The following is a 14,599-nucleotide window of genomic DNA, read 5'->3' on the forward strand; positions in this document are numbered from 1 at the left end:
AGTGGTTAACGCAATGGACCCGATCGGCCTTTACATCCACATCCCCTACTGCCTGCACAAGTGCGGCTACTGCGATTTCAATTCGCATCCGGAGAACGCCTCCGAACGGGAGCGGTACGTTCCGGCATTGATCGAAGAAATCCGCCATTACGCCCCCCGGCTGAAAGACCGCCGGGTGGAGACGATCTTTTTCGGGGGCGGTACCCCCACCACGCTTCCGGCGGGAGACCAGATCCGCATCCTCAAAGCCTGCAGGCGGTATTTCGACGTAGCCAGCGACGCGGAGATCACCACCGAGGCCAACCCGTCCACCGTCGAGACGGAAAACCTGAAATGCCTCCGCGCCGCGGGCATCAACCGCCTGAGCGTCGGCGTGCAGTCCTTCGACGCGGACGAACTGAAAACCCTCGACCGCGTGCACAGCGTCGAAGAAATCCACCAGACGGTCGAGCGCGCCCGCCGGGCGGGTTTCGACAACCTGTCGCTCGACCTCATGTTCGCCCTGCCAGGCCAGTCGAAAGAACGCTGGCAGGACAACCTGGAACAGGCCATCGCCAAAAACCCGGAACACCTCTCCGCCTACAACCTGACCATCGAACCGGGCACGGCTTTTCACAAACTGCATGAAGCGGGAACACTCACCCTGCCTTCAGAAGATTTTCAACTGGAGTTGTACCAGTACAGCATCGAGCGGCTGGGGGAAGCCGGCTACGAGCATTACGAGATTTCCAATTTCGCAAAACCCGGTTACGAAAGCCGGCACAACACGCTCTACTGGGAAAACGGCGACTACCTCGGACTCGGCGCCGGGGCGTCGTCTTACCTCGACGGCGTGCGCTGCAAAAACTTCAACACGCCGGCGCATTACATCGACCGTGTTCAAACCGACGGCCACGCGGTACAGACCCGGGAACGCCTCGACGCCCGGCAGGCCATGGGCGAAACCCTGATGCTGGGCCTGCGTATGAAACGCGGCGTACACATCCCGAAATTCGAACAGCGGTTCCAGGTGCCGTTCGAAACGGTGTTCGGCTCCGTCGTCGAACGCCTGCGCGAACAGGATCTGGTGTCCGTGCACGGCGACCGCCTGGCCTTATCCACGCGCGGGTTGTACCTGGCCGACTCGGTGATCCTCGAATTCATCGAATGAACCAATCCAACATCAACAAGGAAGACAACATGAACGAAAACGCCGCACAAGCGTTCGGAGAGCTGGTCGCCATTGTGGATCGCCTCATGGGGGAAAACGGGTGTCCGTGGGACCGGGTGCAGACGCGCGAGTCGCTCAAACCCTACCTCGTGGAGGAAACCTACGAGGCGCTGGAAGCACTCGACCACAACGATCCGGAAAAAATCAAGGACGAGCTGGGCGACCTGCTCTACCAGATTTTATTCCACGCCAAAATCTCCGAACTGCAAAAGGAGTTCGACATCCGGGACGTGGTCAACACCATCGCCGACAAGATGGTGCGGCGGCACCCGCACGTGTTCAAGGAAGGCGAACTGCACACGCCCGACCAGGTGGTGGACCAGTGGGAACAGATCAAGAAAACCGAGAAAGCCAATCAAGGGCGTTCCTCGGCTCTGGATGGCGTGCCGTTGCATTTACCCGGACTCAAACGGGCGCAGAAGTTACAGAAGAAAGCCGCGAAGCAGGGTTTCGACTGGGACAAGATTGACGAGGTGTTCGCCAAACTGGACGAGGAGATCGCCGAGTTCAAGGAAGCGGTGCGGGACGGCGACGAGGCGCACGTGGAAAGCGAGCTGGGAGATATCTTATTCGTGCTGGCCAACGTGGCGCGGTTTCAGAAGCTGGATGCGGAGGAAGCCCTTCGCCAGACCAACAACAAATTCGTAAAACGCTTTCATTACATTGAGGAACAGGTGGCGAAACAGGGCAAGGCGCTCAAGGACACCCCGCTTGAAGAGATGGAACGCTACTGGCAGGAAGCGAAAAGCAAATAAGCCGTTCCCCTCCCCTTCCCTCCTTAAAGATGCTCACCCATCAGGATGAACGGCGCCATGGCTCCGGCAATGTGCCACAGCGAACAGGCGACGATCCACGCCAGGTGGCAGAACATGGGAAGCGCATGCGGTGCGCGATTGGCGGTGTCGCCGGCGCGGTGCACACCCCAGGCGACGTTTCCAATCAGTGACACGATGCCGAGGATCGGCCACAGCATCACCGTCGCTTCGTTGGCAAACACCACCGTGATGCGCGGCCAGTATGTGACCGGCGCAATGGCCTCCAGGTGCTGGTTGAGCAAAGCGAGCCCGGAGATCACCATCACGTTGTACCCCGCAGTGACGATCAGCAACAGCACATAAGCCCAGCAGTTACCGGGAGTGAGTTTCATAAACACCTCTCTAGTAAACGTTCACAGGAACTTCGCCGGCCACGTTTGTCGCTCCTCGTCCTTCCAGGGCGAAAACGCAAAGGCACCCCTTTCCCTGTGTCAACCACAACTGTCCTTGTCGCCAAAAAGTTCCGGACGGTCCGTCCAGCCGACGGTTCCGCCGTCGTTTTTCATTTGAACCCACCACACGCTTTCCTCGGCCTTTTGCAACTGTCCCCAGCAGTCCTCGCGCGGGGTTTTGCACAGGGGATCGTCCTCCGCCAGGTTCAGGAGAAAAATGAATTCTTCCCCACCGACTTTCCCCTGATGCCAATATTTGAAAAAACCTTCGCCAACATAATGAAGGATGTAAATCGTATCGCCTTTTTTGAACTGTTTGAAAGGAACCACCACTTTCAGAATGCCAGGCTTCGCGTGAACCTCTCCGGTGATGGCGTCGACGCGTTCTCCCTCCTCAACCCTTCCAATCACCTTGCCGTTGGGCGAATCTTTCAGGTCCACGGGTTTCACCGCACGCCAGCGGCCATAGCTGCAGCACTCGAAAGGGCAGATGTTTTTGGAAATATAAAACTCAGGCGGGCTGTCCGCCGATTCCGCTTCCCCGTAAAAGCCAGGGATCACCACACCGATCCAAAGAAGCAGGATGAGTGCGCTCCTCCACCATTTAGATGTCCAATTCATAAAAAAGTCTCCATATTCAAGCGCATCCCCTCACTTTTTGGAGTCGTCCACGGCCACAGCCTGCCTCGCCCACTGGATCAGCGTGTCAGCGTTTTCCAGAACCTCTGTAGGAACTTCGTAATAATTTTTGAGGGTCTGGCCCGGCCTCGGCTGGAACGGTCGCATCCCCTGCCCCACAAATTGGGACACGGTTTTCCCATCGGTTTTGAAGTACAGCACGTTGTTGTAAATGATGGCGAAAAAAACGTCATCGGCGTAGAGCCCGTGACCGCCGAACATGGCACGGCAGCGCACTGGTCCCATCCCTTCAAGCTGCTCCAGTACAAAGTCGGTGAAAGAAGAATCTGTCATATTTATATTGGGATAAATGGGGAACAACCCGGCCCTCAGAAAACCGCCGCGAACAGACTGTTTCCATCATAACGCCAAATGGACGGAGCTTGTTTATTATTCAACTCACGGAAAGCCTGGGGGTTCCAGAGCAAGGGAAAATACGACCATTCAGGTAGGAGAAGCGTAGCGCCGTCCCCGCCACATGGATTGTTTCTTGAACAGCACGTGGATCATGGAATTGACGAGGATGCCGCACACCACAATGCCACCCAGCGGAAAAATCCATATACACCACCCGGAGAGGCCGAGTTCCTCGCACAGGCTGACTTCAGTGAACAGCACCATGAGCAGCGTAACGGTGGACACCGCCTGCACCCACGCCGCGGCATCGACCGCTGCATTGACGACAGCCAGAACCCACGGTGTCAGGGTAAAGCCGAGGATCATGGTGACGTAATAAAACGTTTTCGGGATCGACTGCTTGAAAGCAAGGAACACGTTCTTGCGCCAGCCTTCCCAGATTTCCCGGAGCGAATGGTACATTCGGATGGAGAACAGCCGTTTGCCGTCGGCAGCCAGCATGCGGGCTCCGTTCTGCTTGGCCACGCGGGCGAGACTGATGTCTTCCAAAATGCGGGCGCGCACGGATTCATGTCCCCCCATCCTGCGGTACAGATCGCGGGTGATCAGGAGAAACGCGCCGAAACCCATGGCGTGGGGGTCGTTGGGATCGGCGATTTTCCGAAAGCGGCTCAATCCCGCGATCAGACCGAAGATCACGGGCTGCACGGCCCGCTCCCAGAACGAACCGAAGAGCGCACGCGGCATGAGGGTCAACAGATCCAGCCGACGCAACTGCATGAAGTGCACCGCCGAGGCCAGCGCGTGCGGCTCGAAAACAGGGTCGGCGTCGGTGAACAGCAACAGCTTGCCCCTGGCCACCTGACTGGCCTGGTGAAGGGCGAATGGCTTTCCGTACCAGCCCTCCGGCAAAGGGGCGCTCTGGATGCTTTTCAGGCGCGGATATTTTTCCTGCAACGCGCGGATGATTTCGGCCGTCCGGTCGGTGGAGTGGTCATCGACCGCAATGACTTCAAACTCAGGGTAATCCTGTTGGAGGAGGGACGTCAGGCAGGCTTCTATGTCGCGTTCTTCGTTGCGAGCGGGGACGCAGATGGAAACAAGCGGCATGCTGGGCAGGGGTGGCGCGGCCGGGCGCACCCGGACCAGCGACAGCAGGTTGGATCCGAAATACACCACAACGATCACAACCACTATTATTTGCAAAACCGTGAGCCATGCCATCTGCTACAATACCGGGGAAAAATTGAAACTTGCGGCCTTCAACACGGATACCCCCATGCTGGGACTGGTCAAACCCTTCAAAATGGAACTGCTGGTCAAGGACTGCACTTACTACAAGCTGTATTATTGCAGTGTGTGCCGACACCTGGTGCGCAACCATTCGCGGCCTTACGCTTTCATCAACAGCTATGAAGGCACCTTGTTGGCAATGCTCTATAACGAGATGGTAGTGCAAGACATCGGGGCGGTCAAGGACCGCTGTTCCGGTGTGCCGATCGCCAAAGTTGCCGCCCTGCCCCCGGAGCACGAGGCGGTGCAACTGGGCGCGGCGGTATCCCTCCTCGCCTTCGTCATCAAGTTTCAGGACAACCTGGAAGACGAAACCGGGTTCTGGCTGAGGCGATACAACGGCTGGGTTCAACGCCGTCTCAATCGCACATTCCGCAAAAGCAAAAAACTGTATAACCGGTTCCACATCGACCTCGAATATATCGAACGGGAGGTCGCCGTCCTGCACCGCATGGAGCAGGACCTGTCGGTGACGGACATCGCCCGCTTTCTCGGTCAGTGGGGCAAGGTATTCGCGCACATCATGACGCAGGCGTTCCAGGATAAAATTGCCAAAGACCGCTTTGAAGCCTTGTACGCTTTTTTCTTTGAGCTGGGCCGGCTGATAAACCTTCTCGATGCCATGGCCGACCTGCACGCGGACCGTTCGGCGAGCCGGTTCAACCCTATCCTGCGCGCCGAACCGGGGTTGAATTTAACCGATGAAAATTGCCTGCGGGATTACTATAATAAGTACCTCGAAACGGTCCACGCGGGCCGCGACCGCATGCTGAACCGGCTTCCGGATCTGGACCTGCGCGACGCCTGGCCGATCGTGAACAACATCGTCACTTACAGTTTGGACCGGGAAGCGCGGCAGGCGTACGACGCGATGGTGCTTCGAAAGCCCGTTTCGGAAAAGATGTTTTTCAACTGCAAGGATTTTTAACGACAGGAGAGACTATGTTTTGCCCGAACTGTGGAGCGGAGAACTCGGATCAGGCCAATTTCTGCACGCGGTGCGGCACGCAGATCGTGGACAATCCCGAAATGCGCACTCCCCAGCAATACCAGCAACCGGGCCCGCCCCATCAGGGAAACCGGCAGATGCCGCCCGGCTATTACGAGCGCCCGGACCTGAAGGAAACCTTCGTCCACAGCGCCACCTCCGGGGCCGGCGCCTATGCCGGATGTTGCTGTATGAACGCCCTGTCCAACCTGCTTTGCGATGCCTGTGAATAATGTCTCCCGAGACCATTGAGGGTCTGGTCGCGGATTACGGGTACGGCATCGTTCTCGCCGGCACTTATTTCGATCATTACGGCATCCCCCTGTTTCTGGTGTTCGGCGGCATCGCCGCGTCCAAGGACCTGTTGAACGTGTACGGCGTTCTCTTGTGCGGGTTTGCGGGGGGATGGATCGCCGACCTGTTCCTCTACTTTCTCGGTTACAAGACGGGGCTGGCTTACTGGATGCAGTTTTCCTGGGTGCGCCGCATGGAAGGCGCCATTGTCACCACGCACCGCATGTTCCAGACGCGCCCGGCAGTGGTGGTGATCCTCGGCCGCTTCCTGTTTGCGGTGTCGAAAATCATTCCGCCGTTCGCCGGGATGATCCACTACGATACGCGCCGTTACGTGGTGTATTCGTTTCTGGGCAACGTGTTGTTCTCGATAACCTACACCGCCGCCAGTTTTTATTCGGGACCGTTTGTGCTGGATGCACTCAAGGAATTGAAGTGGGGCAACGTGGCGGTGGCGGTGTGCTTCGTACTGGTGTTGTACATCATCGCCCGCCGAACCCTGCGTTCTCCGCACCGTCCCTGAATTCGGCAAACCAACATGCATCCCCTATGACACAAAAGAATTTTTACGAAATCCTGGGCGTGGCACCCGAAGCGACGTATGCAGAAATCAAAAAGGCCTACCGCACACTGGCGAAACAGCATCACCCGGACAAAAACCCGGAAAGCCATGACGGCCATCACGACCGCTTCGCCGAAATTGCGGAAGCCTACCGCGTGCTGTCCAACCTGAACCGGCGCAGGGGTTACGACGCACAGTTGTTTGGCACTTCATCGCCACACTCCGGGCCGCAGGGTCCCCGCCGGTTTTACCGTCCTCATTACTCCGGCTACCCGTATTTCCAGTACGACTTCATCACCCCGTTCATCCACTCCTTTTTCGTGGGCGACCTGCGGGCGCGTCCATCAGAAAAAGAACGCATGCAGCGCCTGCTTTTGAATCCCAGGGTGCTGATGATCGCGGTGTTCGGGGCCCTTTATTTTTTTAAATTCTTTACGTCAATGACCGGGGAGATCACGGACAAAAACATTGAGGAGAAACTGTTTCAAACACAGTCCTATTATTTGTCGGTGAAAAACGATGAAGGCGTCGAAAAGAAAAAGCGGGTGAAGCCCGACCTGTACCAGGAAGTCCAGGCAGGCGACCGCATCAAGAAAGATTTTTTTTCATTCACCTACCGTTTGAACGACCGCGAAATTTCTTACTGGAGTTTGCCGCGATTCCTTTTACAGGTAGGAATGATTCATCTGGTGCTTTCAGGCGGTCTGTGGTGGCTGGAACGAAGACGGCGTTGAGTGCGTTTTTCTGCGCCGGAGGGCCAATTGAATCTGGCATTGGATGGTGGTAAGCTGAATGCCAACATTTCACTTGCAGGTGGCACCTCATCTGCATTCAAAGTTTGACCGAAGCGGCTTGTCGCCCAGGATCCTTTGTAGACCACTGTTGCAGCATGTTTCAAGGTTTTCGAACTTCAATCCAGCAATCACCATCAAACCCGGAAACAACCATGCACCGCTTTAAATTGCCTTTCGCGTTCCTTTTTATTTTCGCTGTCACCCTTCTTTCTCATCCCTTTGCCGTCACCGAGGCGCAGGCTCTATGTGTGAACGTCAAAAAAGCCAATTTACGAAAAGGTCCCGGCCTGAATTACGAAAAATTGTGGGAGGTGTTTAAGTACATGCCCTTCCAGCAGTTGGCAAAGAAAGGCGAATGGCTCAGGGTTCAAGATGTAGACGGTGACATCTACTGGCTGCACGAGAGACTGATCACCAATGACTTCAAATGCGCGGTGGTCAAACAGAACAAAACAAATATGCGAACGGGGCCCGGAACCAATCATTCCCGCGTGCCGTGGAGCCCGGTGGACAAATACTTTTCGGTAAAAGTCCTCAAAGTGGAGAACAACTGGGTGCAAATCGTTGATGCGATGGGCGACAAGGCATGGGTGTACCAGCCCTTGGTGTGGATCCGCTGACCTGGCCGCCACATGCCACGTTTCCAAATGACCGATTTATTTTGGCATCAACATGTCGGCGCGTTTCTTGAAAAACAGGTGGAACAGTAGATTGCAGTATTGATCCAGCTCTTTTTTTTCCTCCGATAATTCCGAGTAATTCCAGAATCCATACAACTTTGCGAACTTGAGCAGTTTCTCCGAGTACAGCTTCCACGTGTATGCCTCTTTAACGCGCGTAATGGCCTGGCCCGAAATCGTTTTCCAATACGTTGAGTCGGATCCGGCGCGATCCAGGAACTTCACCAGGGGTTCGCTGATGAGCGAAGGTTGGGTGGGGTTGATGAGAAAGCCGTTCTTGCCATCCTGAATGATCTCCTGTGGCCCGCCGAACTGCGTGGCAAATACAGGAAGGCCGCTGGCCATGCCCTCCAGCACCGTCAGCCCGAAAGCTTCAAACAGGGCTGGTTGCACAAACACCCCCTGGCGATCTCCGACGATCCGGTACATCTCAGCTCCGTTCTGTCGTGACGAGTTTTCCACCCAGCGTATTTTGGAATACAGATCGTATTGCGCGATCAATTCATACATACGTTTCAATTGATGCCGCTCTTCATCGTCTTCCACACCCTCTTCGCGAATTGACCGCGTCACCACAATGAGGTTCGCCATTTCCTGCAACTGCGGACTCTGGCCATATGCCTCAACCAACCCTGTCAGGTTTTTGATTTTATCCAGGCGTGCCATGGTGAAAATAGGCGGCTTGTCCGGATCGCTCAACTCGCCGTAGGCCTCAGGCCCACCGTGGTGAAACAATCGTTCCGTCAACTCGCCCGTCTGATTTTCCATGCGCTTGTTCTTCTGCGTAAACGGAAAGTACAAGGAATCATCCACACCCGGCGACACCACATTGAATTTTGGGTGATGCAAATGGACGCCATTGGCCACCTTGTATAGACCCGGCATGGAAAATAGTCGATACGATTCGTATTGGCCCATGCTCGTGTCGGTGCCCGCGATCTCCTGCGAGGTGCTGGAGATGATGATGTCCGCCTTGTTCATGGCAATGAGGTCGGCTGTGAACTGCAGGGAAAAATTATAGTCGGGCTCAAGATCTTTCCAGTACAGTGCGGAGAACAGGTATTTTGGTTTTTCCAGCGCGTGCGCGATGTTGCACTGAATGACCTGCAACCACGATGCGAGAAGCGACGCAACCAGGTTGCCATCGGAATAGTTGCCGACGATGAGGTCGGGCTTTCCGCCGAATTCCGTCAAGAGTTCGTTCTTGGCATCAAGCGCGAACTGCTCAAGGTAGGGCCACACGCGGAATCGTGACATCCAGTGCGGAACGATGTTCTGATGCTCGTCCTTGAACGGCACACGCAATATCCAGCAGTTCTGTGTTCCGTGTACTTTTTCCAAACGATGGTCGCAGGTGGTTCCTTCGCTTTCCGGAATCAGGCGGGTGACGATGATGATCTTCGGTTGGGCCTTGAGGCCCGCGTTCCGAAGCGAGGCCTTCAGGTATTTTTCGAGAGCCTTGACCTGGTCGAGGATATAAACGACCTGCCCTCCCGTATCCGGACGGCCCAGCACATTCTCCTGCCCGAACCATCCATGGGGAGAAATGATGGCCACCCGGCTCACCATGGGAATGACGCTGATGAATTCCTCCAGGTTTTCCGCCCGCGGTTCCTCAAGCAGGTTGGCCAGCAACTGGAGGTTCTTGAGCACCCTGCCCACCGTATCGCCGAACCCGTCACAGAACCCCAGACCCCGCAAATGACTTTTTTCCTTCTGGATCGGTCCGTTCTCCGGTTGACTTTCCAGGTAGCTGATGGCTTTTTGCAGGGCTTCGAACAGCTGGTGCGGGTCCTGCACGATTTGCCCATCCACGAGAATCTGTTCCCCGTTGATACTGTGAATTTTAAGGAAGTCGCAAAGGTGGGCCTGCCATTTGCTCCATTCCCCTTGCAGTTTTCCCGCCATGAAACTGTTTAAAAACCGTTGCCCCGAACCGATTTTACGGTGGTCCCGGATCACCGGCCCCAGACTGTAAAAAGGGCCGAAGTTGATTTCCAGTTTCTTTTCGGCGGGTTCGTACGGGTAGCCCGCAACCACTTCGCGGTAATCCAGAAACTCCTCCGGATTCAATTCATCCACCGTTTCTTCATTTTTATGAAACCGGTAAAACTGATACTGACCGACTTTCGCGCGATAGAGAAGCACTGCGTATTGGTCAAGCAACAGCATCTCCTGCGTCCGCGAAAGAAAGAGTTCCAGACCTTCGAATCCGCCCAATTCCGGATGGGCCTGGTTTTTCTGCCTGAGGTACGCTTCGGATTTGAGAACAATGTCGTTGCGTAGAAAATGCTTCTGCGGATCATGATCCAGTTCATAAATGAACTCGCGGAAGCATTTGATCTCCTCTTCTTTCAAAAGCGTTGCGATGGAATACGAATCGTTCACTTCAAGACTCCAGGAATCGGTAGCGGTGAATGCCATCGATCACTCCCGCCGCGTAGTTTAGTTTGGAAAAATATACACCCCGCTTGCCTCTAAGCATTTCCATTTCCTCACTGTAATTTCCAACCACCACACCCTTCGGGTCACCGCGCATCATTTCCTCGTCGTTTCCGGAATCCCCGGCAACCAGGAAATTTTCCAGCGGAATCTCCCATTTATAGCTGAGGTAGCGAAGCGCTTTCCCCTTGGAGGCACGTTGCGGCAGAATATCGAGAAACTGCTGATGCGAATAAATCAACTGGTAACGGCAACCGTTGCGGGTCAACAGATCATGAGCCTGCTTTAGATATTCTTCTTTAGGTTCCATATAGTAACTGACCTTGAATTCCCGTTCGGTTTCAGGCTCCTGGGGTTCCAAAAAAGGAAGCGTGCCAAGCAACCTCTTGATTTTTTCCTTGTCCCATTTCTGGCGCAGGTGCATGGCCCAGCCCTGATCGGGATTGCCGGATCCTCCATAATAAATTTCAGCGCCGACAGAGGTGATCAGTATCTCCGGAACCGGAACATTATTCTCCTTGAGAAACTCCAGGGCGGAGTCGATGGTTCGACCCGTTGCCACACCGAATGCAATTGATTTTTTATAAGGGTCAATCAAGGCAAGCAGCTTTTCAAGGGATTCCGGGTCCCCGGTCAGGGTGTTGTCGATGTCACACACAATCATCTTGTTGCGGCTCAGCATCTTTACGGCAATGGGATCGCCGTCAATGGCATACAAATCCTTATGGGACCCGCCCTTCAAACCATGGATCGTTTCCAGGTAACGATCGATATGCGCATCCCAGGTGTAATGCGTGCGCACGTTATTGATACCGTTGCTGGAATACCTCTTCCATTCTTCCGGATCGATCAGAATTTCCTTGATAGCCCGGCTGATGGTGTTCGGATCCGAGACATCGATCAAAAGGCCATTCTGGCAGTTCTTGACAATGTCCACCGGACCGCCGTCATTGGTGGCGACAATGGGAACACCGCAGGCGGCGGATTCCAGCAGGGTCAGGCCAAACGGCTCCGTGAGTGCGGGGTTCACGAACACCCCCTGACGCAAAGCCACCATGCGGTATAGCTCCGGCACCTCATACGTAAAATCGTGTTTCTTCGGAATCGCCAGCTTTCCGTACAAATCGAATTTGTCCATGAGCAAAAGAGTTTCAATGAGCACGGATTTTTCGTTGTCGCCCATGTCCATGATGTTTTTGCGAATGCCGAGAAAGACGGCCAGATTGGCAATGGCCTGCAACTCCTTGCTCTCGCCGTATGCCTGAATGAGTGCGCCGATGTTTTTTCGTTTGTCCGGACGGCACAAAGCAAGAATGAGCGGTTTGTCCGTGTTCAGGAAAAAACGATTGAGTTCGTTGTCGATGGCCACCCGCGCCTGGCGGCTGTGCTCGTTTTCCTGATCCTCCGCGTAATAAGGAAAGAATCGTTCCAGATCAAGCCCCGGGGGATTGACCAGGTATTCGGGAACGGTGTTGTGCTCGTACATTCCATATTGCCGTTCCACCTCCTGGTGCGTGCTGGTAACCACAAGGTCGGCGCAACCGATAATATCCTCTTCCACCCGGATCCGGTAATCGATGTGATACTTCCGGTTCATGTCTTCGTCGGACAAGCCCTCGTCGCACAGCTTGGATTTTTTGGCTTTGCCCAGTGAGTGCCCGGTAAAAACGAACGGCACCCCGAACAAGGACGCGAGGTGACGGGCCACATAACCGCCGTCGGCATAATGCCCGTGAACGAGATAAGGGATGTCGTCCTCGCGCTTGATGTACTTAACCGTCTTGTCGATGAATTCGTCGAGGTGGTTCCACAGCAATTCCTTGCGGATGTATTTGCCGCCGCCGCAGGGAATGCGAACGATACGAACCTTGTCGGTGAGGTTTTCCACCGGAACGGAATAATCTTCCGAGACACGGCGGTCACGTATGAGACGTGTGAACAGATCCACCCGCCGGACTTCCGGACGCTTGCCCAGTTCTTCAGCCAGTTCGATGACGTACTTCACCTGTCCGCCGGTGTCCGCGTCCCGGCCCATTTCAATGTTCCGGGGGCGGACCAATCCGTGGATGCTGAACATCATGATGTACAAGCCCTGGCTGTTCTGACCCATCACCTGACCAGTCGATAGGGTTGATAAAATTTGTCGTCGCCCGGCAACGCGCCCTGCACACCGCACAACCCGGTGGCAAACACACAGGCGCGCTCGAGGACCGTCTGCAACGGCCAGCTTGCCAAGTAGCCGAGCGACAACATGGAACTGAACCCGTCCCCCGCCCCGACGGAATCCACGATTTCATAGCTGTCATCCGGGGTGCACTGGAACGGATTCCGGTTTCCCGTTTCAAAAATGACGCTGGTCTTGTTTCCATTCGTCACGCAGACCAGCCCCAGCTTGTAACGTTCCGCCAGATACCGTGGGAGCTCCGCCACCGTTTTATCTATGGCAAGAAGCTTTTTGATTTCCTGAAGCTCATGCCGGTTGGCTTTCAGGATGTCGCAGTTTTTAAGCGAATTTTCGATCACATCACGGTCATAAAACGGAGCACGCAGGTTGATATCCAGCAAGAAGGTGGACTTCAGCCCCAGCTTCTTCTGAATCTCCTGCAAGGTTTCGCGGGATTTCCCATTTCGCTGGATGAGGGTACCAAAGTAAGCCAGTGGAATGTCATCACGAAAACGTTTTTGGAGATACACATCGACCTCGATGAAATCGTAAGCGCGGTCCGGCAGGATTTCGAATCGATGCCCGTTGCTTGAATCGGGGCGGACCGTCACCTCGCCGGTGGGATGGTGAGGATCGATCTGGATGCCCCCGGTGGGGAATCCGTGGCTCCGGGCGAACTCCAGAATTTCACGGCCTTCGGCGTCGTCTCCGACCCGGCTGATGAAGTGCACGGGAATGCCCATCTTATGAAGATGAAAGGCATAATTGAACGGCGCCCCTCCCAGCCGCTTTCCACTTTCAAACTTGTCAAACAGGACCTCGCCCATCACAAGAACCGGTCCGTAAGGTCGGTGCACCCGCATCCCAGATTCCTCCTCTTCAAACCATCCACAAATTTTTGAAACCAGTCAACAATCCGCTATTCTAAAATCCTCATCGTCAAAATACATCATATTATTTTTATCGATGTGAACGGACACCCTTTCCCCTTCCCGCAGGTCGGAATATTCGCACACACCACACAGGGAAACACCTCCCAACGACACCGTAGCGAAAGCCCGGTCTCCCAGCAACTGCCCCCACAGGACTTGATGGGGCCCGCTTTCATCGGGGACGATCCGCACGTGTTCCGGACGGATGCCTGCTTTCACGGCGGTTTTCGGAACCGGTTCCTGTAACAATTGGTTCAACCCTTCCTGCTCAAGGACATTGAACGGGGGAAAGCCGAAAAACCGGGCAATTTCCAAGGTCGCCGGTTCCCGGTACAGGACCCCAGGCGACGCCACCTGCCGGATACGCCCCCCCGATAAAAAAGCCACGCGGTCACCCAGCACCATCGCCGAATGCGCGTCGTGCGTCACATAGATGAACGTTTTTCCCAGCTGGCGGTGCAGGTGTTTGAGTTCGACCTGCAGATGGTCGCGAAGCTGCGGGTCCAGGTTGCTAAGCGGTTCATCGAACAGGAACAAGGCTGGGTCCCGTACCAGCGCCCGCCCAACGGCCACCCGCTGCTTCTGTCCGCCGGACAACTGAGCCGGAATCTGGTCACGGACGTCTTCCAGATGGAGACGCTCAAGCGTTTCTTCCACCTGGACCGCCATACTCGCTTTCGACCATTTCATATTCTCCAGCGGAAACCGGATGTTCTCCTCCACCGTCATGTGCGGGTAAAGCGCGTAATCCTGAAATACGTACGCGACATTGCGCCGGGACACATCCTGCACCGTGACGTCGCGCTCTTCAAACAGAATGCGGCCGGATTCCGGCGTCAGCAATCCCGCGACCAGGTTGAGCAGGGTGGTTTTACCACAGCCGCTGGCACCGAGAACGATGAGAAACTCGCCCTGCTCGATATCGAGGTCGATGTCATTTAGGACTCTTCGTTCGCCAAAGCGGTGTGCGATGTGTTCGAGACGAATGGTACCCATAT

Annotated in this window: 15 protein-coding genes; 7 read left to right on the forward strand and 8 right to left on the reverse strand. The window is 55.2% G+C overall.

Going from position 1 to position 14,599, the window contains the following annotated elements:
* Positions 1-13 precede the first annotated feature (13 nt).
* Positions 14-1,150 (forward strand): radical SAM family heme chaperone HemW, encoded by a 1,137-nt coding sequence (gene hemW / locus ACTRXA_RS09940; RefSeq protein ID WP_442427041.1) that lies wholly within the window; start codon positions 14-16, stop codon positions 1,148-1,150.
* Complete coding sequence (gene mazG / locus ACTRXA_RS09945) at positions 1,147-1,965, forward strand: nucleoside triphosphate pyrophosphohydrolase (RefSeq protein WP_442427042.1); 819 nt, start codon at positions 1,147-1,149, stop codon at positions 1,963-1,965. The genes hemW and mazG overlap by 4 nt, the downstream gene beginning before the upstream one ends.
* Positions 1,966-1,988: 23 nt before the next feature.
* Here the strand turns inward: mazG and ACTRXA_RS09950 are convergent, their stop codons facing one another.
* From ACTRXA_RS09950 to ACTRXA_RS09965, 4 genes are all read right to left on the reverse strand, one after another.
* Positions 1,989-2,357, reverse strand: coding sequence for a hypothetical protein (locus ACTRXA_RS09950; protein WP_442427043.1), 369 nt, complete (start codon positions 2,355-2,357; stop codon positions 1,989-1,991).
* Positions 2,358-2,456: 99 nt separating this feature from the next.
* Positions 2,457-3,038, reverse strand: a complete 582-nt coding sequence (locus ACTRXA_RS09955; RefSeq protein ID WP_442427044.1) for a hypothetical protein — start codon at positions 3,036-3,038, stop codon at positions 2,457-2,459.
* 30 nt (positions 3,039-3,068) lie between these two features.
* Positions 3,069-3,389 (reverse strand): TfoX/Sxy family protein, encoded by a 321-nt coding sequence (locus tag ACTRXA_RS09960; RefSeq protein ID WP_442427045.1) that lies wholly within the window; start codon positions 3,387-3,389, stop codon positions 3,069-3,071.
* A 150-nt stretch (positions 3,390-3,539) separates the two neighbouring features.
* Positions 3,540-4,676, reverse strand: coding sequence for a glycosyltransferase (locus ACTRXA_RS09965; RefSeq protein ID WP_442427046.1), 1,137 nt, complete (start codon positions 4,674-4,676; stop codon positions 3,540-3,542).
* A 22-nt stretch (positions 4,677-4,698) separates the two neighbouring features.
* On the opposite strand from ACTRXA_RS09965, the gene ACTRXA_RS09970 reads away from it, so the two are divergent.
* The 5 genes from ACTRXA_RS09970 (at position 4,699) to ACTRXA_RS09990 (ending at position 8,003) form a co-directional block, all read left to right on the forward strand.
* Positions 4,699-5,673, forward strand: coding sequence for a DUF5685 family protein (locus ACTRXA_RS09970; RefSeq protein ID WP_442427047.1), 975 nt, complete (start codon positions 4,699-4,701; stop codon positions 5,671-5,673).
* 14 nt (positions 5,674-5,687) lie between these two features.
* Positions 5,688-5,966: a zinc-ribbon domain-containing protein gene (locus ACTRXA_RS09975; RefSeq protein WP_442427048.1), complete on the forward strand. Its 279-nt coding sequence runs from the start codon at positions 5,688-5,690 to the stop codon at positions 5,964-5,966.
* Positions 5,966-6,550: a DedA family protein gene (locus ACTRXA_RS09980; protein WP_442427049.1), complete on the forward strand. Its 585-nt coding sequence runs from the start codon at positions 5,966-5,968 to the stop codon at positions 6,548-6,550. The genes ACTRXA_RS09975 and ACTRXA_RS09980 overlap by 1 nt, the downstream gene beginning before the upstream one ends.
* Positions 6,551-6,576: 26 nt before the next feature.
* Positions 6,577-7,323, forward strand: a complete 747-nt coding sequence (locus ACTRXA_RS09985; RefSeq protein WP_442427050.1) for a DnaJ domain-containing protein — start codon at positions 6,577-6,579, stop codon at positions 7,321-7,323.
* A 212-nt stretch (positions 7,324-7,535) separates the two neighbouring features.
* Positions 7,536-8,003: an SH3 domain-containing protein gene (locus ACTRXA_RS09990; RefSeq protein ID WP_442427051.1), complete on the forward strand. Its 468-nt coding sequence runs from the start codon at positions 7,536-7,538 to the stop codon at positions 8,001-8,003.
* Between the two features lie 36 nt (positions 8,004-8,039).
* Here ACTRXA_RS09990 and ACTRXA_RS09995 read toward each other — a convergent pair whose 3' ends face one another.
* The 4 genes from ACTRXA_RS09995 to ACTRXA_RS10010 are packed head-to-tail and all read right to left on the reverse strand — an operon-like array spanning position 8,040 to position 14,597.
* On the reverse strand, positions 8,040-10,487 hold the full coding sequence (locus ACTRXA_RS09995; protein ID WP_442427052.1) for a sucrose synthase: 2,448 nt from the start codon (positions 10,485-10,487) through the stop codon (positions 8,040-8,042).
* On the reverse strand, positions 10,453-12,615 hold the full coding sequence (locus ACTRXA_RS10000; protein WP_442427053.1) for an HAD-IIB family hydrolase: 2,163 nt from the start codon (positions 12,613-12,615) through the stop codon (positions 10,453-10,455). The genes ACTRXA_RS09995 and ACTRXA_RS10000 overlap by 35 nt, the downstream gene beginning before the upstream one ends.
* Complete coding sequence (locus ACTRXA_RS10005; RefSeq protein WP_442427054.1) at positions 12,615-13,532, reverse strand: PfkB family carbohydrate kinase; 918 nt, start codon at positions 13,530-13,532, stop codon at positions 12,615-12,617. Before ACTRXA_RS10005 ends, ACTRXA_RS10000 begins: the two co-directional genes overlap by 1 nt.
* Before the next feature lie 45 nt (positions 13,533-13,577).
* Positions 13,578-14,597 carry an ABC transporter ATP-binding protein gene (locus tag ACTRXA_RS10010; protein WP_442427055.1) on the reverse strand — a complete coding sequence of 340 codons (1,020 nt, stop codon included), beginning with the start codon at positions 14,595-14,597 and terminating at the stop codon, positions 13,578-13,580.
* Positions 14,598-14,599: the final 2 nt, after the last annotated feature.

The organism is Nitrospina sp. P1_D6, from assembly GCF_052156615.1.
In the GTDB taxonomy this organism is placed as follows: Bacteria; Nitrospinota; Nitrospinia; order Nitrospinales; family Nitrospinaceae; genus Nitrospina.

Excerpts from the sequence above, each read along its gene's own strand:
- ACTRXA_RS09990 (WP_442427051.1), top strand. The coding sequence starts at position 7,536 with ATGCACCGCTTTAAATTGCCTTTCGCGTTCCTTTTTATTTTCGCTGTC.
- ACTRXA_RS09985 (WP_442427050.1), top strand. The coding sequence starts at position 6,577 with ATGACACAAAAGAATTTTTACGAAATCCTGGGCGTGGCACCCGAAGCG.
- ACTRXA_RS09960 (WP_442427045.1), bottom strand. The coding sequence starts at position 3,389 with ATGACAGATTCTTCTTTCACCGACTTTGTACTGGAGCAGCTTGAAGGG.
- mazG (WP_442427042.1), top strand. The coding sequence starts at position 1,147 with ATGAACCAATCCAACATCAACAAGGAAGACAACATGAACGAAAACGCC.
- ACTRXA_RS09955 (WP_442427044.1), bottom strand. The coding sequence starts at position 3,038 with ATGAATTGGACATCTAAATGGTGGAGGAGCGCACTCATCCTGCTTCTT.
- ACTRXA_RS10000 (WP_442427053.1), bottom strand. The coding sequence starts at position 12,615 with ATGGGTCAGAACAGCCAGGGCTTGTACATCATGATGTTCAGCATCCAC.
- ACTRXA_RS09975 (WP_442427048.1), top strand. The coding sequence starts at position 5,688 with ATGTTTTGCCCGAACTGTGGAGCGGAGAACTCGGATCAGGCCAATTTC.
- ACTRXA_RS09995 (WP_442427052.1), bottom strand. The coding sequence starts at position 10,487 with ATGGCATTCACCGCTACCGATTCCTGGAGTCTTGAAGTGAACGATTCG.
- hemW (WP_442427041.1), top strand. The coding sequence starts at position 14 with ATGGACCCGATCGGCCTTTACATCCACATCCCCTACTGCCTGCACAAG.
- ACTRXA_RS09965 (WP_442427046.1), bottom strand. The coding sequence starts at position 4,676 with ATGGCATGGCTCACGGTTTTGCAAATAATAGTGGTTGTGATCGTTGTG.
- ACTRXA_RS10005 (WP_442427054.1), bottom strand. The coding sequence starts at position 13,532 with ATGCGGGTGCACCGACCTTACGGACCGGTTCTTGTGATGGGCGAGGTC.
- ACTRXA_RS09980 (WP_442427049.1), top strand. The coding sequence starts at position 5,966 with ATGTCTCCCGAGACCATTGAGGGTCTGGTCGCGGATTACGGGTACGGC.
- ACTRXA_RS10010 (WP_442427055.1), bottom strand. The coding sequence starts at position 14,597 with ATGGGTACCATTCGTCTCGAACACATCGCACACCGCTTTGGCGAACGA.
- ACTRXA_RS09950 (WP_442427043.1), bottom strand. The coding sequence starts at position 2,357 with ATGAAACTCACTCCCGGTAACTGCTGGGCTTATGTGCTGTTGCTGATC.